This window comes from Bacillus sp. HMSC036E02, assembly GCF_001836235.1.
GTDB classification, from domain to species: domain Bacteria; phylum Bacillota; class Bacilli; order Bacillales; family Bacillaceae_G; genus Bacillus_A; species Bacillus_A cereus.
Map to the genome: position 1 here is coordinate 45372 of NZ_KV827854.1, position 21202 is coordinate 66573.

The window sequence follows — 21202 nt, forward strand, 5'->3', positions numbered from 1 at the left end:
TAGGATCATGACTGAAAATCACTACTTATTATTAACACCAGGACCATTAACGACAACAAAATCAGTAAAAGAAGTTATGCTATACGATTGGTGTACGTGGGATGATGAATATAATACGATGGTGCAAGAAGTAAGAGCTAAACTTGTATCGTTAGCGACGAAGGAAGAAGAGAAATATACAACAGTGTTAATGCAAGGAAGCGGTACGTTTTCAGTTGAAGCAGTAATTGGTTCTGTTATTCCGGCAAATGGGAAGATTCTCGTTTGTACAAATGGTGCGTACGGTAAGCGCATTGTGCAAATGGCAGAGATGTTACAGATTGATGTGGTGGTCAGTCAAACAGAAGAGTGGGAACCTACTAATATTGTAGAAGTAGAGAAGTTATTGCAAGAAGATAAAGAGATTACGCATATTGCAGTTGTTCATTGCGAAACGACGACAGGCATTATAAATCCAATTGTAGATGTATGTAAATTAGGAAAACAGTATGGAAAGGTTACAATTGTTGATGCGATGAGTAGTTTCGGCGGGATTGAAATAGACATTGCTGATTTACAAATTGATTTTTTAATTAGTAGTGCGAATAAGTGTATTCAAGGGGTTCCTGGATTCGGATTTGTAATCGCAAAACGTGATGAATTATTGAAGTGTAAAGGGCAAGGACGCTCTTTATCTCTTGATTTATATGATCAATGGGAAACGATGGAAAAACAAAATGGGAAATGGCGTTTTACTTCACCTACACATGTTGTACATGCTTTTTATCAAGCACTACTTGAACTAGAAAAAGAGGGAGGAGTAAGAGCGCGTTACAATCGATATTACAACAATCAAAAACTACTAGTAAATAGAATGGGAGAAATTGGATTTAAGCCACTAGTAGATGAGGAATACCAATCTCCTATTATTACATCTTTCATTTATCCAAAAGAGGGATTCGAGTTTCAACAGTTATATAACGAATTAAAGCGTTATGGATTTGTTATTTACCCTGGGAAAATTTCGAAAGTAGATACGTTCCGCATTGGAAATATCGGTGATGTACATGAACAAGATATTAATCGCTTAGTTGATAGTATTGCTAAAGGAGCTGTTATTGGGTGAAAGTGTTTTGCTTAGGTGGAGCAGGTAAAATTTGTCGCGAAGCTATTTTGGATTTAGTTCAATTTTCATCTTTTGAGACAATTACAGTAGCTGATTTTAACGAGGTGGAGGGCCGTAAAGTAGTAGAATGGCTCAACGACCCTCGTGTTGATTTTGTAAAAGTAGATGTAACGGATCACGAGGATACGGTTGCAAAAATGATTGGTTATGACATTGTAATGGACGGTACGACGATAAAGTTAAACAGATTGTCGACCCGCTGTATTGCAGAAGCAGGATGTCACGGTGTGAACTTAAATGGATTTGGTGAAGAAAATGAATCGCATGCTATATTTGTTGAAAATGAAAAGATATGTTTACCTGGATTTGGCATGACGCCGGGTGTAACGCAAATGATGGCAATGCATGCAGCAAATCAATTGGATACTGTAGAGTCTGTCCGTGTAAGTCACGGTTCGTATCGTCCGATTGCTTTTTCTGCATCAATTACAGAGACAACGACATATGAATATGATCCATATTTACCATCGCGTACAGTGTATGAAGATGGTGAATTTAAGCAAGTACCTCCGTTTGCGCGTCCGAGAGAAATAGAATTGCCAGAGCCTTATGGTAAGGCAACGCAGTATATCATTCCGCATTCTGAAACGATTACGCTAGCAAAGGCATTAGAAAATAAAGGTGTCAAACTGATAGAGACGAGAGGAACTTGGCCACAGCAAAATATGCAACTTGTACGTGCTTTATATGATTACGGCATATTGCGTAATGATCAGATTGAAATAAACGGGAAAGAAATAGGCATTATGGATTGTATTTCACAGTATTTATTGCAATCGAAAGAAGGGCAAGAAACAGAGCTTTATGGTTATGCACTTCATGTAGAAGTAATAGGTATGAAAAATAATGAGAAGCAAAGACATGTGTTATATCATACACATCCGTTATCTGATGGTTCTGTTGTAGGATGGGAAAAATTAAGAGCGTATACGAGAAACGTCGGTATTCCATTTGGGATTGCTGCAGAGTTAATTGCAAATGGAAATGTAAATAGGGTGGGTGTTGTTACGCCTGAAGAAGCCTTTGAAAATCCACAATTGATTTTTGATGAGCTAGCAAAGCGCGGTATTCATATTCATGAAGAAGTTTCTACTTATAAAGAAAATTATAGCTTTGTATAAGTAAGGACGTTTATAAGGGAGATATAAATGAGGTGAAGCTATGTCTGTAGTAGGAGAAGAAAGAAAGCGAACCATTCTTGAAAAGGTAGAATTTAAAGGGAAAGTAAAGGTTTCAGAATTAGCGAGAGAATTTGCTGTATCAACAGAAACGATTCGTCGATATTTAGAAGAATTAGATCGTGAAAAGAAGCTGAAAAAAGTGTATGGTGGAGCTGTTCAACTTCCAGGCGCTGGAGTAGAGGCACCAATGTTAGAAAGAGAAATGCTACATATAGAAGAGAAGAAAAGAATTGGTTATAAAGCAGCGACATTTGTAGAAGACGGTGATGTCATTGCAATTGATGATGGAAGTACACCGCTTCAAATGGTTCCATACCTTGTTCATCGTAAAAACTTAACGATTGTAACAAGTTCATTTCCAGTCGCAACACAATTAATTTCTTCTATTAATAAAAAGATGTTTCACGGTGAAGTTTTGTTTATAGGTGGAAAAGTATCTCCAAAGCATTCGCGTGTATCAGGGTCTATTTCTCAGCAAGTCATACAGCAATTTCATTTTCATAAAGCGTTCGTTTCGATTGATGGGTTATTACCTAGTTTTGGAGTTTCCAGCTTTGAATTAGAGAAAGCGAAATTGTCAGAGGCGATCATGAAATTAGCTGAGAAAACATATATTTTATGTGATCATACGAAGGTAGGCGTGAAAGGGAATTATCGTATAGCAGCAATTTCGCGTATTCAACACGTAATTTGTGATAAAAAAATGCCATATAGCTTTGAAGAAGAACTTAAGAAGCATAATATTCAGTGGACAGTTTGTTAAATACAGTGAAAGCACATAAACTCCCGCCTAATTTTTAGGAGGGAGTTTTATTATCTGTAAATTGTAAAATAAAAGATTTGCAGTTATGCAAAAAGTGGACACATTTTCTCACCTCTTTCATATAATTTACCAATACAAAAAAAGTTGGTCGAAGGAAAGAAGGGAGAACATGTCAGAACGAATATATAATAAACTTGTATTGTACGCGAATATTTTGCAAAAAATCGGTGTCATCAATGAGAAGGAAAAAAGTGAAATTCTTCATACGATAGGTAAAAAAGCCCTTTGAATAAAGGGCTTTTTTATTTTTTTATCTTTAAAAATATAAATTTAATGTAATATTCTCATTGACAATGATAATGATATTCATTATCATTTATTTGTGGACAATTGATAATACTTATCAATTGTAAAGATTATATATGATAGGGGATATTATTTTGAAAAAAAATTACATGAAGGCGCTAGTAGTAGCGACAACATTAGCAATTCCATTTGCTACGTACTCTACTCCAGCATTAGCGGCATTAAAAGTTGAAGCAAATCAATCGGTAGCAGCAGCGAGTGATCGCACGTATGATACTGAGATTAAAATATATAAGGACCAAAAAGATGAGCCATCTATGGTTTCTCAATATATAAAAGATCCTAAAGTAACGATTGCAGCTGGCAAAAAAATTGTCACTGTAACAATGCAAGATAGTGATTATTTTCAATATCTTAGAATAGAAGATAGAAACCAGCCTGGTGTATTTCATGATGTGAAGGTTTTGTCAGAAGATAAGAGGAAGAATGGAACGAAAGTAGTTCAATTTGAAATTGGTGAGTTTGAGAAGAAGCACAATATGCAAATGCATATACTTATTCCAGCTATTGGATATGATCACAAATATCAAGTTCAATTTGAAATTAAAGATCCAACTGTAGGTAACAAAGAAACAGAGAAACCAGATGATAACTCTAATTCAGGCAATACGGAAACGGATAATCCAGTTGATAATCAAAATATGATAACAGATAAGAAATTAAGAGAGCTTGTTAATAAAAAAGTATTTAATAGAAAAGATTTAAATACACCAATTACGAAAGAAGATTTATTACAAGTAAAGGATTTGTTTTTAAATACAAATGAGATACTTGATTATAGTGCATTAAAATATATGCCAAATTTAAAATCTTTAACAGTTGCGAATGCGAAGATAAAAGATCCGTCGTTCTTTGCGAACTTAAAGCAATTAAGTCATTTAGCTTTGCGTGGTAATGAATTTTCAGATGTAACGCCACTTGTTAAGATGGATAATTTAGAATCTCTTGATTTAAGTAATAATAAAATTACAAACGTTGCACCACTAACTGAAATGAAAAATGTAAAAAGTTTATTTCTATCAGGCAACCAAATAGAAGATGTAACAGCATTAGCGAAAATGGAACAACTAGATTACTTGAATTTAGCAAATAATAAAATTACGAACGTTGCTCCATTAAGCGCTTTGAAAAATGTAACATACTTAACTTTAGCAGGTAATCAAATTGAAGATATTAAAGCGTTATATTCATTACCTTTAACAGACTTAGTATTAACACGTAATAAAGTTAAAGATTTATCCGGCATTGAGCAAATGAAGCAATTAGAAGAATTGTGGATCGGGAAAAATGAAATAAAAGATGTTACTCCTCTAAGTAAGATGACACAGTTAAAACAATTACACTTACCTAACAATGAGTTAAAGGATATTACGCCATTATCAAGTTTAGTAAACTTACAAAAGCTTGATTTAGAAGCGAATTATATTTCAGACTTATCACCAGTTAGTAATTTGAAAAAATTAGTATTTCTAAGTTTTGTTGCAAATGAAATCCGTGATGTCCGACCAGTTATAGAACTAAGTAAGACGGCTTATATTAATGTCCAAAATCAAAAAGTATTTTTAGAGGAAACAGAAGTAAATAAAGAAGTAAAAGTACCTATATATGAAAAAGATGGTGAGGTTTCTACGAAAATCCGTCTGAAGAGCGATAACGGTACGTATAGTAATGGTGTAGTGAAATGGAGTACACCAGGTGAGAAAATATATGAATTTGGTGTGAAAGATCCATTCGCGGATACAGGAATTTTCTTTACAGGGTCTGTTATTCAAAATGTAGTAGAAAGTAAAGACGGTAATACGTCTAAAGAAGATGAGAAAACAGAAGTGGTAGAATTTAAAGATGTACCAAAGGGACATTGGTCAGAAGAAGCAATTAATTACTTAGCGAAAGAAAAATTATTTATAGGCTATGGAAATGGTGAATTTGGATTTGGTGATAACATTACTCGTGGACAAGTAGCTCTTCTAATACAAAGGTATTTAAAATTAGAAAATAATCTAGTACCAAAAACGGCATTTACAGATACGAAAGGAAATATGTATGAAACGGCTATTGATGCAGTGGTTCAAGCTGGAATTATGACAGGCTATGGAAATGGTATGTTCCGTCCAGATGGAGTATTAACTCGATATGAAATGTCAGTAGTATTACAAAGAGTATTTCAGTTAAAAGAAAATGAAAATAGTGCAGAGAATTTTAAAGATATACCAAATGACCATTGGGCGAAAGGATATGTGAAAGCTTTAGTGGATAATAAAATATCAAAGGGCGATGGGGAAGGGAATTTTTTAGGAGATAATTTCGTAACACGTGAACAATATGCACAGTTTTTATATAATGCAATAAAGAAATAAAGCGAAACTTTAATCAGTGGGGGTTTTGTTCATTCCCCACTGATTATTAGCCCTCACTAATCGGGCTGCCCGTTAATGCGGAATAAAAAATGAGGAAAATACGCTATTCTTTAATTAAAGAGTAGCGTATTTTTATGTACAAAATGAAATAGGAAATAGATAGGAGTATAGACATATGAATAGCCTATTTTAAAGAAGAACCACGAAACTATATTGACAAAAAAGCGTTCTCATGTGATAATTCAATTAATTTTTAGAATAATCAAAAAATATTCCTTTTACATAGAAAGGATTTGAACCTTATATGAATATTATGCCGGGGGTGACGAAATGTTATTTTTTCTGAAGAAATGGAATGAATTAAAAGATGTGAAATCTGAATTGGCACTTCGTGATTGGTTTTATGGTACCAAAATTAGCTTATCGCTATGCACGTCAAAAGAGCCGTTAACATTCTTAGTAAATGTTGAAGGAAGAGATAAAGGGCTATTTTCGGAAGAAGATTTTATTGTCGTAAATTGCATGTGCGAGTCAGTATTTGAAAATGAAGAAAAACCAGCTGCAGAGTCATTTATGCATGCGGATATTTATAAAAAAAGTAGTGCAGGATGTATTTTACAAGTGCAGACTGTAGATAGTCATTTAATATCAGAGTTATATGGGGAAGAAGGAGAAGTAACGTTCGATAAACGCAGTGTGGAGCGTGTTTTCGGAAAAGAAGGTATAACAGAAATGACAATTCCAATTGTAGAAGATGAAAAAAAATTCGCTGATTTATTAGAAAGGAATGTTCCGAATTTCATTGAAGGTGGAGGGGTAGTTCTTGTTCATAATTACGGCATGATTGTGTGGGGAAAAACGCCAGAAGAGGCGAAAAAATGGCTAGAGGGTATAGAATATTTAATGAACTATCATGTAAAGTTATTAATGATTAAGGGGGCAAGAAGCTCTGTTATATAAAAATGGATGTGATATAGCTACAAGTTAATAAATAAATGAAAGCGTTTTAAAAAATAATTTCACTCATAAAATATAGGTCTCCTTATTATATATAGATTACATGTTGACATGTAAGGAGGAACATATTTTGCGAGTTAAATATCATTTTCTGCCAAAGCAGCAAGTAACATTTTGCAAAATAAATGATTCTGGTGAAGAGGCACTGCAAATGATGAACGAAACGGGATTTCGAGCCATCCCGGTATTAGCAGAAGATGAGAAGAAATTCACGGGGATTATTTATAAAGTAGATTTATTAGAAAAAAAATGCAATAGCGGATTAGAGCATGTAAGTGCAGGGGATATGCTCGACGATTCCAATGCATTTATTTTTGAAAAGGATTCCTTCTTCAGAGCCTTTTATGTAATTCGTCGGCTTCCGTTTTTAGCCGTGCTAAATGATTATAATGAATTTGTCGGTATGTTAACGCATTCGAATATATTTGATGTTATTGAAGATTCATTTGGTATGCGAACAGGTGGTTATATATTAACAATTGCAACACAAGATTGTAAGGGAACGATTAAAGAGCTTGGGACATTGTTAAAAGCATATAATATCGGTGGCCTATTTACGCTAGATAACGGTGATCAATATATCCGCCGCGTTATTGTAAATATATCAGATGAGTTAGATGAAACAAAATTAAAGCAATTAATCGGAAAAATAGAGAAAAAAGGATTCAGAGTGAGTCATGTAGATTATATTTAAGTTAAAAAGAAAAGTACCTATCTGTTATATATAGATAGGTACTTTTTTGTCCCGCTATTTGTGGGCAGTAAGATCTTCGCCTCAAAATTCAGCGCAAGCAAAGAAGTTAAGTGGGGGCGGACTGCCCGTAAAAGCCCAATTGGTGAGGGATGTGAGTAATGAACTTTATTTTGAAACAGGAGGCGGGGATAATGCTAGATCAGATAAGAAAATAAAGTCTGCATGCTCACGAATTTTAGGGATAGAAGTTTCAATAACGCGTGATGTAATTTCACCTGGGGGGCCCACATGCCCGATAGCTACCATAATAGGTTTTTCTTGAATTTTTTTGATGAGTAATTGGGCTTGTTTTGAAATATGTCCTGCTGTATACACATCATCAAAAAATAGTTGGTTTTCAATAATAGGAACTCCTAATTCTTTTCCGATTTTTGGGACGACACTATTAGGATTCGTTTTACTATCTAAGTAAAATAAACCGTGTTTTTTACAAGCAGCAAGTATAAGGCGAACAATTCTTTCATCCGCTGTTACTTTTGACCCCATATGATTGTTCATTCCAATTGCATGCGGTACTTCTTGAATCGCTTGTTCAAGTCGGTTGTTTATTTCTTCATCGCTTAAATCAGTTGTAATTGCTTTCGGCCCAAGCCATTCTTTTTTACCTTTTATAGGTTCCATTGGCATATGTATAATAACTTCATGTCCTTTCTTATGGGCAGCTATTGCGTCTTCTTTTGTGGAAGGAAGAAAAGGCATAACAGCAACAGTGAGTGGAATGGGAAGTGATAACATTTGATTAGTCCCCTTCATATTATTACCGAAATCATCAATGACAATAGCAACTTTATTCGTATGAGCATTTGCTTGAATAGGAAATAAGAAAGACGGTAAAAACAAAACAATGATGAATAATGCAATCGTATATTTTCGCATATAAATATTTCCTTTCTATTGTTATCCTGCTATTTGTGGGTAGTAAGACTCCCACCTCAACATTGGGCTGGATAGGTGGGAGATTCACTGCCTACCCGATTGGTGAATGCTAATTATCAGTGGGGGCTGAACAAAAAAACACTGATTAAAGTTTCACTTTATCAATCATCATTATGTTTTGCTTTTTTATATAAATTAAACAAAAAATGTCGAAGAAAAGTAGGTGGAAAATTAAGAATCCCCGGTTTACGTAGAATTTATAAAAAAAGAAGATGAAAAAAATGTCTATTATTGCGAATGTATTTACAAAGATAGAATAATTTGTAATAATTCTCAAAGTGAGGGTAAAGATTTGTAAATTACAGGGAGAAAATGTTAAATTTTCTGATTCTTCAAATTTGCATATGATTAAGTAGTTAAACAAGTCAATGGAGAAGTGAAGTTAAGAGCATGGAAGTATAATAAGGGGGATATGGATGTTTACTGTAAAAAGGAAGTACACATTAGAAAAGCTTTCACGTGATATTCATATGAAACGTGAAGAAATGATTCAACTAGGATTAACAAGTGGGCTAAATAGTAGGGAGACAATTCAAGTTAGTCAAGAATTGGACAAGCTTATTTTACAATATCAATGTTATAAAGAAAAACAAACACCGAAATGGTTTTCAATTATAAAAATACCTATTTTTCAAATCGGGTATGAAGGAAAATCAAATAATTTTTGGCGAATGCTTGTGGCTGGTTTTATGAAATAAGTATAATTACCCTTATAGGATAAGGATAATTATACTATGTGTAACGGAATTTCGATATGAACTGTCGTTCCTTCATTTTCTGTACTGTCGATAAAAATATGCCCATTATACATCTCTACAATTCGTTTACATATGACAAGTCCAAGACCTGTTCCAGTATCTTTATTAGTAAAGAACGGATGAAAGAGGTGTTTTTGAATATGTTGCGGAATCCCTTTTCCAGTATCTGTAATATGCAGTTGTGCGTGTGTTTCATTGTTTTTTACTACAATGGTTAGTGTATCATTAGAAGTCATGGCCTCAATTGCATTTTTGGTAATGTTTAAAACCACTTGTTTCATATGGTCTTTCGAACAACGGATATGAACAGGATGGTCTGGCAAATGTAAATGGAATACAATGTTATGTAAATTCGCCTCAGATTGAATAATTAATGCTACCTCATTTAGAATTGTTCTTACATCATATGTTTGTTCGATGATGGCGGTTGGCTTTCCTAGAATAAGAAATTCACTTACAATTTCATTGATTCGCTCTATTTCTTGTTCAATTACGGAAAAGTAGAACTGATCTTGTTCATCTTTATATTTCTCTTTTAATAGAGCGACGAGTCCTTTAATTCCAGTAAGAGGATTACGGATTTCGTGTGCTGTACTCGCTGCAAAAGTTCCAACTAATTCAATTTTCTGTAGTTCATTTTGTTGTCTTTCAAGTTTTGTTTGACGTTTTAACAACATATATTGAGCAAGCAAAAATAAAATAGACATTAAAAATAAAGTAGCTATACACTCTATTGCAACCCACTGGTATAAGGTTTTTTGATGAATGGGTAATGGAGAAACAGAGACCTTCCAATTTAATCTTTGGAGTGGGGTAGTAAGCATATTAGAATGCGTATCACTTGTGTCGTTATTATCATCGGTTAGAAAAACTACATCATGTTTATCAGTTACCTCAAAATGGTATTGTGGTTTAATGGCATTTAAAGAAGAGGAAATGTAATCAAAGCGTAAACTAGCTAATAATAATCCTGAGAGCTCCTTCTGTTTATTAAATATGGGGGTAGCAATCATAATAGCTTTATGTCCAAGAACGCGATCAGTAATGACTGATGATACAGTGGTTTTTTTAGTTTGGAGCGCGTCTTGAATATATTTACGGTCTGAAACATCTATAGGCTTTGATTCATCTTCAGATGCGATTGTAATGACTCCTTCTGGTGTAGCGTAATATAGACCAGAAAAGCGTGCATCGTTTCCATCTGTATCATGTACAATTTGTTTAATGCCATTTATATTACCAGTCTCGGTGCCTACAACTTTTGCAAGCATGTCTAAAGCAGAAATTGCTTCACCAAGATGATGATCCAAATAATCTCTATATAAAAAGAGAACTGTATGAGCAGATAATTTGTTTTCCTGTTTCATTTTATATGTATGATACGAATAAAATGTAGCACCAATCCCTATTGTCGGTAGGATAACAAGCAATATATATATAATTATGCTTTGGAATTTGACTTTCAAATGTGGTACTCCTTCTTTTTTTATTATCATTATATATAAACTATGTTAAAATTGTCATGTTTTTATTCAAGAATGATTTTTAATATATTAGGGGAGAGGAAATGGATGAGTGAATGCTCATTCGGAATTCACATGAAGTATGAAGTGGTATTTTCTTTTTATTGCTGAGAATTTAAGTGAAGGGTTGAAAGTTGTATGACATCAAATAATGAACGAGAAGATATTTCTCAATCTTTAAAAGTATTTATTGCATTATCTCGTGTACATCGTTCTGTTATGGATACTACAAATAAATCTATACAAAGTAACGGGTTAAATCCAACTGAATTTGCTGTATTAGAACTGCTATATCATAAAGGCGGTCAACCACTCCAGCAAATTGGTGAGCGCATTTTAATAGCTAGTGGCAGCATTACATATGTTGTAGATAAGTTGGAGAAAAAGGGATTAGTAAAGAGAATCCCATGTCCGAATGACAGACGTGTTATTTACGCGCAATTAACTGAGTCTGGCGAGAACTTTATTGCTTCTATTTTTCCGGGGCATGAGAAAGTTATACATCAGTCTTTTGAAATGTTAACGAAAGATGAAAAAGATGAATTACTTGATTTATTAAAAAAAATTGGGAAGTATGAAAAATAATATGTTCCAAAGGAGCTTTGGATAAATAAATCCAAGGCTTCTTTATTTGTAATGAACTCATGGCAGTCACTGCCGAAATTTGTTGAAAATTAAGAGGGGATTCGAGAATACGTATTGAATTATAATAAAGGTATGTAATGGAGAGGAGGCTCGTTCATGTCATTTAAAGACTATGAATATAAACGCCCAAATATTGAAGAGTTAAAAGAGAAATTTACTGTTGCTTTAGAGAAGTTTGATAACGCAAAAACTGTAGAAGAACAAAAACAAGTCATTCATTCAATTAATGAGATTCGCAACGATTTTGGTACAATGGGAAACCTTTGTTACATTCGCCATTCTGTTGATACGACGGATACTTTTTATAAGGAGGAGCAGGATTTCTTTGATGAATTCTCTCCAGTTGTACAAGGATATGGTACAAAATATTATAAGGCACTCATTAATTCTCCATTTCGTGAAGAATTAGAGGCGTATTATGGAAAACAATTATTTGCTCTAGCAGAATGTGATTTAAAAACATATTCAGATGAAGTCGTGAAAGATTTACAATTAGAAAATAAATTATCATCGCAATATACACAGTTATTAGCATCTGCAAAAATTGACTTTGCTGGAGAAGAAAGAACGTTATCGCAACTGATTCCGTTTATGCAAGGAAAAGAAAGAAGCGAACGTAAAGCAGCAAGTGAAGCATACTACGGATTTTTAGCTGGAAATGAGGAAGAACTAGATCGTATTTATGATGAGCTTGTTAAAGTGAGAACGAAAATCGCAAAATCTTTAGGTTTCAAAAACTTTGTTGAACTTGGATATGCAAGAATGTACCGTACAGATTATAATGCGGAGATGGTGGCTAATTACCGTCAGCAAGTGCTAGATTATATCGTTCCCGTTACAACGGAATTAAGAAAGCGACAACAAGCACGTATCGGTGTAGAGAAGTTAGCTTATTACGACGAAAACTTTGAGTTTGCTACAGGTAACCCAACTCCAAAAGGAGATGCGGATTGGATTGTTGATCATGGAAAGACAATGTATAAAGAGTTATCGGTTGAAACAGATGAATTTTTCAATTTCATGCTAGATAATGATTTATTAGATTTAGTTGCGAAAAAAGGAAAAGCTGGTGGCGGATATTGTACATATATTGAGAATTATAAAGCGCCATTTATTTTCTCAAACTTCAATGGAACATCTGGTGACATTGATGTATTAACACATGAAGCAGGTCATGCTTTCCAAGTATATGAAAGTCGTAAATTTGAAATTCCAGAATATAATTGGCCAACATATGAGGCATGTGAAATCCACTCTATGAGTATGGAATTCTTTACATGGCCATGGATGAAGCTATTCTTTGAAGAAGATGCAGATAAATATTACTTCTCTCACTTAAGTTCAGCACTCCTGTTTTTACCTTATGGTGTATCTGTTGACGAATATCAACATTATGTATATGAAAATCCTGAAGCATCACCGGAAGAGCGTAAGACAGCATGGCGTAACATAGAGAAGAAATATTTACCGCATCGTGATTATGAGGATAATGATTATTTAGAGCGCGGTGGTTTTTGGCAACGTCAAGGACATATTTATAGTTCGCCGTTCTATTATATTGATTACACGCTTGCTCAAATTTGTGCGCTACAATTTTGGAAACGTGCAAGAGATAATAGACAAGAGGCTTGGGAAGATTATGTGAATCTGTGCCAACAAGGTGGAAGTAAATCGTTCTTAGAATTAGTAGAAGTTGCAAATTTAACATCACCATTTGCTGAAGGCTGTGTAAAAAGTGTTATTACAGAAATTGAAGCATGGTTACATGCGATTGACGACACAAAATTGTAAAAAACATACGCTTTTTTTCACATGTTTAACATCGACATAATGGGAAAATGATGAGATAATAAAAGAAAATTCAGAATACTAAAGAGGTGTTTCTAATAAGGAGCACCTCTTTTCACAAACAAAAGGGGGGAACAAGTATGCTTCAATCTAATATGGATGTAAGTTTAGAAAGTTTAGTAAACTCATTACAGTCTACTCGAAGCACGCTATTATCAGAAATTGAAATGTTAAATGACACAGAAGTGAATGTAAAGCCACGCCGTGATAAATGGAGCATTATTCAAATTTTACACCACTTGCATTTAGTTGAACAATCTGTCACGTCTGCCCTTGTATATGCTTTACAAAAAAAGGAAAGAAACATAACTCCATTTAAAGACCTCCAACTTACGCTTGATCGCACACATAAACGAGAAGCTCCTCAGCAAATGCAACCAACAGAAACTTTAATGAAAAAACAGCAAGGAATTCAATTGCTAGAACATTCACGCCAAGAACTATTACACGCGCTTCATAGTGTTATAGATGAAAAAGATTTATTTGAAAATGGATTAAAGCATCCTGTTTTTAATGATCTGAATTTGTATCAATGGGTTCAATTTCTTGATTTGCATGAACAAAGACATCTTACGCAGTTAAAAGAGGCGAAACATGCAATTTTGCAACGCTAAAGTGGAAGAAGTGGGAAACCACTTCTTTTTTGATACGTGCATAGTTTTCTTTCTTATTTTGGAATACTACATGGAGAAAGAAAAGAAGGAGTTGAAAAAACATGTCTAAGAAGAAGCGAGAAGAAGAGCGCGCCTGGAAAGCACGTAAAGAAAATCAACAACCGCACGGAAAAGTGAAAGCTTTTGCTGAATTAGTTGAAGGAACAGAAAAAACGTGATGAGTATTTCATCACGTTTTTTGTATGAGTGGAAAAGTTAATAAAAAGGTTGTACCGATTCCTTTTTCACTTATAATATCAATTTTTCCATTCATAGCTTGAACAACACTGAATACGACCATCATTCCAAGTCCAGTACCTTTTTCTTTCGTTGAATAAAAAGGAGAGCCAAGACGTTTTACTTGTTCTGAATCCATACCGACTCCTGTATCTTTTATATATAACTGAATATGCTTATGATCAGGAACTAATGTGAAATAAAGATCACCGCCTTTTGGCATAGCCTCAATGCAATTTTTTAAAATATTTAATAAACATTGATTTAGTTTTTGCTTTTCACCAGCGATAAAAAAAGAAGTGCTTTGCTTTATATAATGAGTACGTACATTTGTTAAATTAGCAAGCGGTGTAATTAACGACAATGCATGTAGTAATTCTTCTTCTAACTGTAATGTTTGTTCTTTTTCAATGCTTGGTTTAGCAAAGGTTAAATAATCTGTAAGAACATGATTTGCTTGTTCGATGCCATTAATGGCAATGTCGATATATAATTTTCGTTCCTGCTCAGTGCATGTACCTGATTGTAACAGTTGTAAAAAACCTTTCGTTGAAGTTAATGGATTACGAATTTCATGAGAGATAGACGCTGCCATTTCACCAATTAAATGAAACTTTTCAGCATTTATAAGTTCGTTTTGGAGACGAACTTGAGTTTGTAATATGTGTAGTAAATATAGAATTAGAATCGTACCAAGCATTGAACATAACTCATACACAATAATATGCGGTATATAATCAGTCTTATTTGTAACCTTTGAAAGGAAGAAGGGTATCCAACTAAATCCGTATGTGAGACTGTAGATAATAGCAAGTGTTATTTTTATACGATTAGAAGTTCGATTGAAAAATTTATATGTTAATAATAGAACAATAAATAGAAGAACAGAACCGATAAGAGATGGGAAAACACCTACCCCACCTAATAATAAGCGATATATGTTTAATACAACTAAGATAGAACCACCAGCAATAGGCCCTCCCGTTAATGTACCGACAATTAATACAATATGGCGCATATCAAATTGAAAACCATTATTTGTTTTTGCTGCAAATGTAATACAGAGTACGGTAGCAAGGCAACAGAGTACAATGAATATAGCTGAATTTAATTTAGGAGAGCGTTTCCCTTTTTGATTCCAAAATAAATGATATACGAGCATTGTAATCAGGATGAATAATATATTTAAAAAGAGATAAATAATAAAGGATTTCAGTGGGATGCCTCCTCTCTTCTTAGATTAAATTAATCATACTATAAAATGAAAGAAATGAAATAATAAATAGCGGAAAAATCAGAAATTTTTACGCTAGTATACAATATGTTACAATAAGCTGTGTCAATGAAAGAAGAAATTCCGTGCATCGCGCGGGAGAGGTTCGCGAACTCCCTCTATAAAAAACTATGGAAACAACAATATCCTTAGGTATTGTTTTGTTTTTTTATTGTGACAGTTCAAGAACGTTCTTTCTTCTTATTTATAGTAGAGAAGGAGAATGAGTGAAATGAAAAAAGAAAAAGCAGTTGTTGTTTTTAGTGGAGGACAAGATAGTACGACATGTTTATTTTGGGCAATAGAGCAGTTTGCAGAGGTAGAAGCTGTAACGTTTAATTACAATCAACGTCATAAGCTAGAAATTGATTGTGCAGCGGAAATTGCAAAAGAACTAGGAATAAAGCATACGGTACTAGATATGAGTCTATTAAATCAACTTGCTCCAAATGCGTTAACCAGAACGGATATGGAGATTACACATGAAGAAGGTGAATTGCCATCGACATTTGTAGATGGACGAAATTTACTCTTCTTATCATTTGCTGCTGTATTAGCAAAACAAGTTGGAGCACGTCATATTGTAACGGGTGTATGTGAAACTGATTTCAGTGGTTATCCAGACTGCCGTGACGTGTTTGTGAAATCGTTAAATGTTACTTTAAATTTATCTATGGATTACCCGTTTGTCATTCACACGCCACTTATGTGGATTGATAAGGCTGAAACATGGAAATTATCAGATGAACTTGGAGCATTTGAGTTTGTTCGAGAAAAAACATTAACATGTTATAACGGAATCATTGGTGATGGTTGCGGTGAATGTCCAGCATGTCAACTTCGTAAAGCAGGATTAGATACGTACCTACAAGAACGCGAAGGAGCGAATAACTAATGGATAACTTTTTTGGATTTCGCATCGTAGAGAATTTGCAAAAAATGGACAAGGATATTCAGCGTAAACAACTCAAATACCATAATAAAAGAGTAATGGTCAGCAAGGAATTTACATTTGATGCAGCACACCATTTACACTGTTATGAAGGGAAATGTAAAAACTTACACGGTCACACATATAAAGTTGTATTTGGAATTAGTGGATATGTAAATGAAATAGGTCTTGCAATTGACTTTGGAGATATAAAAGAAATTTGGAAAAATGAAATCGAAATTTATCTAGATCATCGTTATTTAAACGAAACGTTACCTGCAATGAATACGACTGCTGAAAATATGGTCGTTTGGATTTATGAAAAGATGGCAGAAGCACTAACAAAAGAGAATCGAGTGAACGAATATAAAGGAGCTCGCGTTGAATTTGTTCGTCTATTTGAGACGCCGACTAGTTATGCGGAAGTAAGACGGGAGTGGATGCTTGATGAGTAAAATCCCTGTCTTAGAAATATTCGGTCCGACTATTCAAGGTGAAGGAATGGTTGTAGGGCAAAAAACAATGTTTATCCGTACAGCTGGTTGTGATTATAGCTGTGCTTGGTGTGATTCTGCTTTTACGTGGGATGGATCAGCTAAAGATCAAATTAGACAGATGACACCAGAAGATATTTGGGATGAGCTTGTTGCAATTGGAGGAGAAAATTTTTCTCATGTTACGATTTCAGGTGGAAATCCGGCATTACTGAAAAATATTGAGTTTCTTCTTTCTATATTAAAAGAAAATGGAATGCGAACGGCAATTGAAACGCAAGGGAGTAAATGGCAAGATTGGTTACTTCAAATTGATGAGGTAACAATTTCTCCAAAACCACCAAGTTCAACGATGAAAACAGATTTTCATAAGTTAGATGCTATTATTCAGAAACTAGCAGGAAAAGATATTAGTTTAAAAGTAGTAGTATTCGATGATCATGATTTTGAATATGCAGTTAAGATGCACGAACGTTATCCAAAGGTACCATTTTTCTTACAAGTAGGAAACGATGATACAAAAACAGTGGATGATGCGATGCTTATAAAAAAATTATTAGATAAGTATGAATGGCTGATTGATAAAGCTGTAAATTGTAAAGAGATGAATGATGCAAAAGTATTGCCTCAGCTTCATGCGTTAGTATGGGGAAATAAGCGCGGCGTATAACGAGAAGGGATGTTTAAAATGACAGGAAGATTAGATGAAGATTTAAAAGATGTAACATTACTAGGGAATCAAAATACAAAATATTTATTTGAATATAGCCCAGAAATATTAGAGGTATTTGATAATAATCATCCAAACCGTGATTATTTTGTAAAATTCAATTGTCCTGAATTTACAAGTTTATGCCCGAAAACAGGACAACCAGATTTTGCAACAATTTATATTAGCTATATTCCAGAGCAAAAAATGGTAGAGAGTAAATCTTTAAAGTTGTATTTATTTAGTTTCCGCAATCATGGTGATTTCCACGAAGATTGCATGAACGTTATTATGAACGATTTAATTAAATTAATGGATCCGCGTTATATTGAGGTATGGGGGAAATTCACACCACGTGGTGGCATTTCAATTGATCCATACTGCAACTACGGGCGCCCAGGTACGAAGTATGAACAAATGGCTGACTACCGCATGATGAACCACGATCTATATCCGGAAACAATTGATAATCGTTAATAGAAAGAAAGGGCCTGTATAGTATACAGGCCCTTTCTTTCTATTATATTATGCATTTTGATTAATGACAGTATAGTTTTTATGACTTACAACTGTAAGAGGTTCCATATCTAGTTCTCTAAAATTCTTCATAATTGTTATATCAACAATAACAGAGTTTTGATTTACTTTTTGAACACGGCCTTGCATTCCACCTTTAAATTCGATGATATCTCCAGTTTCTGCGATCTGCATAAGCAACTCTCCTTGTTACAGTTTTCCCAAAAAAAGAATAAATTTGGGTTTTTTTATTTCCTCCTATTTTGAACCATATTTCCTACTTTGTAAATGTTTCCAAAGTAAAAATTCGAAAAATATTCACTTTTTGTAAGAAAATATGTAGAAAATCCATGTTTTTTAGAAAAAATAGCAAAAATGCGAGAATCTTTATATCGAGGTATAATGAAAAAGTAGAATAACCTGCTGAAGTGGGAGAAATTAGAGGCGGTAAAATGATGTTTGAATTTGTGGGGAGTGTTATAGCTTTAATTTTATTTTTATTTTCTTATATGCATTTAAAAAAGATTCGTCAATATGATACGAGTACATATTTTGATGGGATGGATGGTATCCATGCTTCGATAACACATGATAGTGGTGGGGAGATGTAAAGGTATATAACTTTATTTTCTTGCGTGGTATGATGTTTAGAACTAGTGCATAATAGAGTTCATAAGTGATGAATGGAGAGTGAAAAGAATGAAGATTTCTTTTATTCGTCATGGTTGTTTAAGTCGTATAAGAGAACCGATGACAATTAATTCATTTCACGAATGGATGAAACAGTATGATTCCGAGTCAATGATACAAAAAGCTAAAATACCGATAGAAACAATAGAGGCAATTGAAGCAGCGAAATTTGTCTTAACAAGTGATCAAAGGCGTGCTGTACAATCAGCAGCTGAATTGACGGATTCTTTATCTTTTATGCAAAATTCTCTTTTTAGAGAAGCTGAAGTTCCTTCATGCTTTTTTGCTCCGAAGTGGTTGAAATGCACAATTAAGGTATGGATGTTCATTGGACGAACATTATGGATACTTGGCTACCATAAAGATGTTGAGTCTTATAAGGAAGTAAGAGAGAGGGTAAGGCAAGCGGCTTACCTGTTACATCGTTATGCTCTCGTACATGGAAGTATAGCTCTTGTAGGTCATAATTATGTGAATGTAATGATTGGTGCCGAACTGAGAGCGATGGGATGGTCTGGTTCTCCTATTTTGCACAGAGAGCCATGGGGATGTACAACATATACGTTTCACGAGGCGATGGATGGAAATATATTAAATACAAATTTAACATAAAAGCACACGATTTATATAAATCGTGTGCTTTCTTTTTAAGATATAGAAATTTTGACGTTTAATGGTTTTACGAGATGAGCATAAGGTTCCCCTACTAGCATAACAATTTCATCTTTTTTATAACCTAACTTTTCGTATAGTGAATAGGCGCGTTTGTTTTCTAAATTAACAAGTAAAGCGATTTTTTTATGCCCTTTTTCAGTTGCATAGATTTCGGCAGCTTCAATTAATTTAGAACCTATACCTTTTCCGCCGTGTGCACTTGAAACTGATAATGTATCAATGTAATACTCATCAAGCTCAGCTTCTTTTTCTAACGTAATTGATTCATCTTTATGTAATGCTCTTAAGTGATGTACAATTGGTGCGTCAAGCTGTGTTGCTTCACTACCGTGATAAGCGACAATAATTCCAACTGCACTCTCGTCTTGTTCATAGACAAAACAGTTTTCGTAGCTCAGACGGTTATTTTCTTTTGAGAACCATGTCTCAAGTCCTAGTAATACTTCTGCTTCAACTGTGCTACCTGTGATTTTTTCAGCAATTTCATGCAGAGCATTATACAATAAAGGAGCTATTGCCATTGCATCTGTCTTTTTTGCTTTCCGAATCATAGTATCCCTCCTAGTTCTATTTGTATATTGTAGCATAGTGGTATGGAACTTTGCATAATTGAATGCCGAAATGTTTGATATAGAGAAGTAGCTATGTTAGTATATGATATTTAGTGGACATATAGTAAAACAATATTGTTTGCGAAATAACGAAAATAAAATCATGGCATAATAACGAGATAAAGTGAAACGTTAATCAGTAAGATTTTTTGTTCATTCTACGACTGATTAGTAGTCAACACCAATCGGACTACCTGCAAATAGCGGGATAAATTTACAGTTGTTGACCTATAGAATATAAGATAAAATAAAATATTGCAGAGAGGTGAAATACATGGATAAAGAATTAGCAAATACAATTTTAGATCAGCTAAAAAATGGTGAAATAAAGGAGTATGTTGTTACGAAAGATGTATTTTATACGTTCAGAGAAGTTGTTGTAAATAGAGAAGACTTTAAGCATTTCATTGGTAACGCACAGCGAGGCGGGCAAGTGATTTATACATATTCAGAAACGCCACGTTCATAAAGGAGAATTTTGATCAGCAGGGCATCTCTCACTGATTAGTAGCCTTCACCAAACGGACGTTTCATGCGGGATAAATAAAAGATAAAGGAGAGGGGAATTATGGGCGATTTTAAACAAGGCATTTTACCACATTGGGATTATATGTGGAAAGATAGAGCCGGCAATCGATTTATGGGAATGGTTATGTATCCAGAGAAACGAAAATGTTCAGCAAAAGTGCTTCAGAAAATAAAAAGAGCATATGAAGAAGCAATAGAAATTAAAGTAACTGTACAAGTTCAACATACATATCAGTACGTAGAAGGACTGATTGTATACTTTGATGAAGAGGCTCCTGTATGTACAATGCTTGATAAAGATGAAAATCCACATCATATATTTGTAAAAGATATTTTGCGCATTGAGTACTCTGAATAAACTTTTCATAAATAAATTGAAGTTCCATAATAATAATCTTTTTCTATAATAGTTATCTTTTAGTATGTAACGAAAAACGAAAGTATATGTATAATATATTTAATAAGGTAAATTTGATAAATGTAATCGTTTTTTAGAGCAGATTATAGTTTCATATCTGTTCTTTTTTGCGTGATGCTGGAGAAATATATTTCTTCAGCATCTACCGTTTTAT

At 34.0% G+C, this 21202-nt stretch carries 24 protein-coding genes and 1 riboswitch; of the genes, 19 read left to right on the plus strand and 5 right to left on the minus strand.

Features of this window, described 5'->3' with window-relative positions; translation table 11 throughout:
* The first annotated feature begins 7 nt into the window (after positions 1-7).
* The 6 genes from phnW (at position 8) to cbpA (ending at position 7543) form a co-directional block, all read left to right on the plus strand.
* Positions 8-1105, plus strand: coding sequence for a 2-aminoethylphosphonate--pyruvate transaminase (phnW, locus tag HMPREF2590_RS16030; protein WP_000138230.1), 1098 nt, complete (start codon positions 8-10; stop codon positions 1103-1105).
* Positions 1102-2286 (plus strand): saccharopine dehydrogenase family protein, encoded by a 1185-nt coding sequence (locus HMPREF2590_RS16035; protein ID WP_000862174.1) that lies wholly within the window; start codon positions 1102-1104, stop codon positions 2284-2286. The genes phnW and HMPREF2590_RS16035 overlap by 4 nt, the downstream gene beginning before the upstream one ends.
* A gap of 40 nt (positions 2287-2326) precedes the next feature.
* Complete coding sequence (locus HMPREF2590_RS16040; RefSeq protein ID WP_050821732.1) at positions 2327-3109, plus strand: DeoR/GlpR family DNA-binding transcription regulator; 783 nt, start codon at positions 2327-2329, stop codon at positions 3107-3109.
* A gap of 422 nt (positions 3110-3531) precedes the next feature.
* Entirely contained in the window at positions 3532-5832 is a 2301-nt protein-coding gene (locus tag HMPREF2590_RS16050; protein WP_002004686.1) for an NEAT domain-containing leucine-rich repeat protein, read from the plus strand.
* A gap of 330 nt (positions 5833-6162) precedes the next feature.
* Positions 6163-6792 (plus strand): class II aldolase/adducin family protein, encoded by a 630-nt coding sequence (locus HMPREF2590_RS16055; RefSeq protein ID WP_000896005.1) that lies wholly within the window; start codon positions 6163-6165, stop codon positions 6790-6792.
* Positions 6793-6919: 127 nt separating this feature from the next.
* Entirely contained in the window at positions 6920-7543 is a 624-nt protein-coding gene (cbpA, locus tag HMPREF2590_RS16060) for a cyclic di-AMP binding protein CbpA (protein ID WP_001264207.1), read from the plus strand.
* Positions 7544-7708: 165 nt separating this feature from the next.
* On the opposite strand, the gene HMPREF2590_RS16065 is transcribed toward cbpA, so the two are convergent.
* Complete coding sequence (locus tag HMPREF2590_RS16065) at positions 7709-8479, minus strand: divergent polysaccharide deacetylase family protein (RefSeq protein ID WP_001234107.1); 771 nt, start codon at positions 8477-8479, stop codon at positions 7709-7711.
* A gap of 476 nt (positions 8480-8955) precedes the next feature.
* On the opposite strand from HMPREF2590_RS16065, the gene HMPREF2590_RS16070 reads away from it, so the two are divergent.
* A complete protein-coding gene (locus HMPREF2590_RS16070; RefSeq protein ID WP_000495536.1) occupies positions 8956-9237 on the plus strand; it encodes an aspartyl-phosphate phosphatase Spo0E family protein in 282 nt (93 codons plus the stop codon).
* Between the two features lie 29 nt (positions 9238-9266).
* On the opposite strand, the gene HMPREF2590_RS16075 is transcribed toward HMPREF2590_RS16070, so the two are convergent.
* On the minus strand, positions 9267-10763 hold the full coding sequence (locus HMPREF2590_RS16075; protein ID WP_000865054.1) for a DUF3149 domain-containing protein: 1497 nt from the start codon (positions 10761-10763) through the stop codon (positions 9267-9269).
* Between the two features lie 195 nt (positions 10764-10958).
* Here HMPREF2590_RS16075 and HMPREF2590_RS16080 point away from each other — a divergent pair, with 195 nt between their 5' ends.
* From HMPREF2590_RS16080 to HMPREF2590_RS30795, 4 genes are all read left to right on the plus strand, one after another.
* The gene (locus HMPREF2590_RS16080) at positions 10959-11405 is read left to right on the plus strand and encodes a MarR family winged helix-turn-helix transcriptional regulator (protein WP_000203336.1); all 447 of its coding nucleotides are present in this window, start codon (positions 10959-10961) and stop codon (positions 11403-11405) included.
* Positions 11406-11561: 156 nt separating this feature from the next.
* Positions 11562-13256, plus strand: a complete 1695-nt coding sequence (locus tag HMPREF2590_RS16085) for a M3 family oligoendopeptidase (protein WP_000008578.1) — start codon at positions 11562-11564, stop codon at positions 13254-13256.
* Positions 13257-13393: 137 nt separating this feature from the next.
* Positions 13394-13927 carry a DinB family protein gene (locus HMPREF2590_RS16090; RefSeq protein WP_000941969.1) on the plus strand — a complete coding sequence of 178 codons (534 nt, stop codon included), beginning with the start codon at positions 13394-13396 and terminating at the stop codon, positions 13925-13927.
* Between the two features lie 101 nt (positions 13928-14028).
* On the plus strand, positions 14029-14145 hold the full coding sequence (locus tag HMPREF2590_RS30795; RefSeq protein ID WP_000038355.1) for a DUF6254 family protein: 117 nt from the start codon (positions 14029-14031) through the stop codon (positions 14143-14145).
* An 11-nt stretch (positions 14146-14156) separates the two neighbouring features.
* Here HMPREF2590_RS30795 and kinB read toward each other — a convergent pair whose 3' ends face one another.
* Entirely contained in the window at positions 14157-15365 is a 1209-nt protein-coding gene (gene kinB / locus HMPREF2590_RS16100) for a sporulation sensor histidine kinase KinB (protein ID WP_000964156.1), read from the minus strand.
* A gap of 206 nt (positions 15366-15571) precedes the next feature.
* Positions 15572-15615: riboswitch (PreQ1 riboswitch) on the plus strand.
* A 93-nt stretch (positions 15616-15708) separates the two neighbouring features.
* Between kinB and queC the strand changes: the two genes are divergently transcribed.
* From queC to queF, 4 genes are read left to right on the plus strand one after another with little or no spacing between them, the layout of a single operon-like run.
* A complete protein-coding gene (gene queC, locus HMPREF2590_RS16105; protein ID WP_000711595.1) occupies positions 15709-16371 on the plus strand; it encodes a 7-cyano-7-deazaguanine synthase QueC in 663 nt (220 codons plus the stop codon).
* Complete coding sequence (queD, locus tag HMPREF2590_RS16110; protein ID WP_000368414.1) at positions 16371-16862, plus strand: 6-carboxytetrahydropterin synthase QueD; 492 nt, start codon at positions 16371-16373, stop codon at positions 16860-16862. Before queC ends, queD begins: the two co-directional genes overlap by 1 nt.
* On the plus strand, positions 16855-17571 hold the full coding sequence (queE, locus tag HMPREF2590_RS16115; RefSeq protein WP_000036297.1) for a 7-carboxy-7-deazaguanine synthase QueE: 717 nt from the start codon (positions 16855-16857) through the stop codon (positions 17569-17571). The genes queD and queE overlap by 8 nt, the downstream gene beginning before the upstream one ends.
* A gap of 18 nt (positions 17572-17589) precedes the next feature.
* Positions 17590-18087: a preQ(1) synthase gene (gene queF, locus HMPREF2590_RS16120; protein WP_001986050.1), complete on the plus strand. Its 498-nt coding sequence runs from the start codon at positions 17590-17592 to the stop codon at positions 18085-18087.
* A 48-nt stretch (positions 18088-18135) separates the two neighbouring features.
* Here queF and HMPREF2590_RS16125 read toward each other — a convergent pair whose 3' ends face one another.
* Positions 18136-18321, minus strand: coding sequence for a YkvS family protein (locus tag HMPREF2590_RS16125; protein ID WP_001165082.1), 186 nt, complete (start codon positions 18319-18321; stop codon positions 18136-18138).
* 233 nt (positions 18322-18554) lie between these two features.
* On the opposite strand from HMPREF2590_RS16125, the gene HMPREF2590_RS16135 reads away from it, so the two are divergent.
* Entirely contained in the window at positions 18555-18737 is a 183-nt protein-coding gene (locus HMPREF2590_RS16135; RefSeq protein ID WP_002004691.1) for a hypothetical protein, read from the plus strand.
* 88 nt (positions 18738-18825) lie between these two features.
* Entirely contained in the window at positions 18826-19428 is a 603-nt protein-coding gene (locus tag HMPREF2590_RS16140; protein WP_000703097.1) for a histidine phosphatase family protein, read from the plus strand.
* A gap of 35 nt (positions 19429-19463) precedes the next feature.
* Here the strand turns inward: HMPREF2590_RS16140 and HMPREF2590_RS16145 are convergent, their stop codons facing one another.
* Complete coding sequence (locus HMPREF2590_RS16145) at positions 19464-20042, minus strand: GNAT family N-acetyltransferase (protein WP_000619548.1); 579 nt, start codon at positions 20040-20042, stop codon at positions 19464-19466.
* A gap of 334 nt (positions 20043-20376) precedes the next feature.
* Between HMPREF2590_RS16145 and HMPREF2590_RS16150 the strand changes: the two genes are divergently transcribed.
* Together HMPREF2590_RS16150 and HMPREF2590_RS16155 are read left to right on the plus strand one after the other, a co-directional pair.
* Positions 20377-20571: a hypothetical protein gene (locus HMPREF2590_RS16150; protein ID WP_000356684.1), complete on the plus strand. Its 195-nt coding sequence runs from the start codon at positions 20377-20379 to the stop codon at positions 20569-20571.
* 99 nt (positions 20572-20670) lie between these two features.
* Positions 20671-20988, plus strand: a complete 318-nt coding sequence (locus HMPREF2590_RS16155; protein ID WP_000502207.1) for a hypothetical protein — start codon at positions 20671-20673, stop codon at positions 20986-20988.
* Positions 20989-21202: the final 214 nt, after the last annotated feature.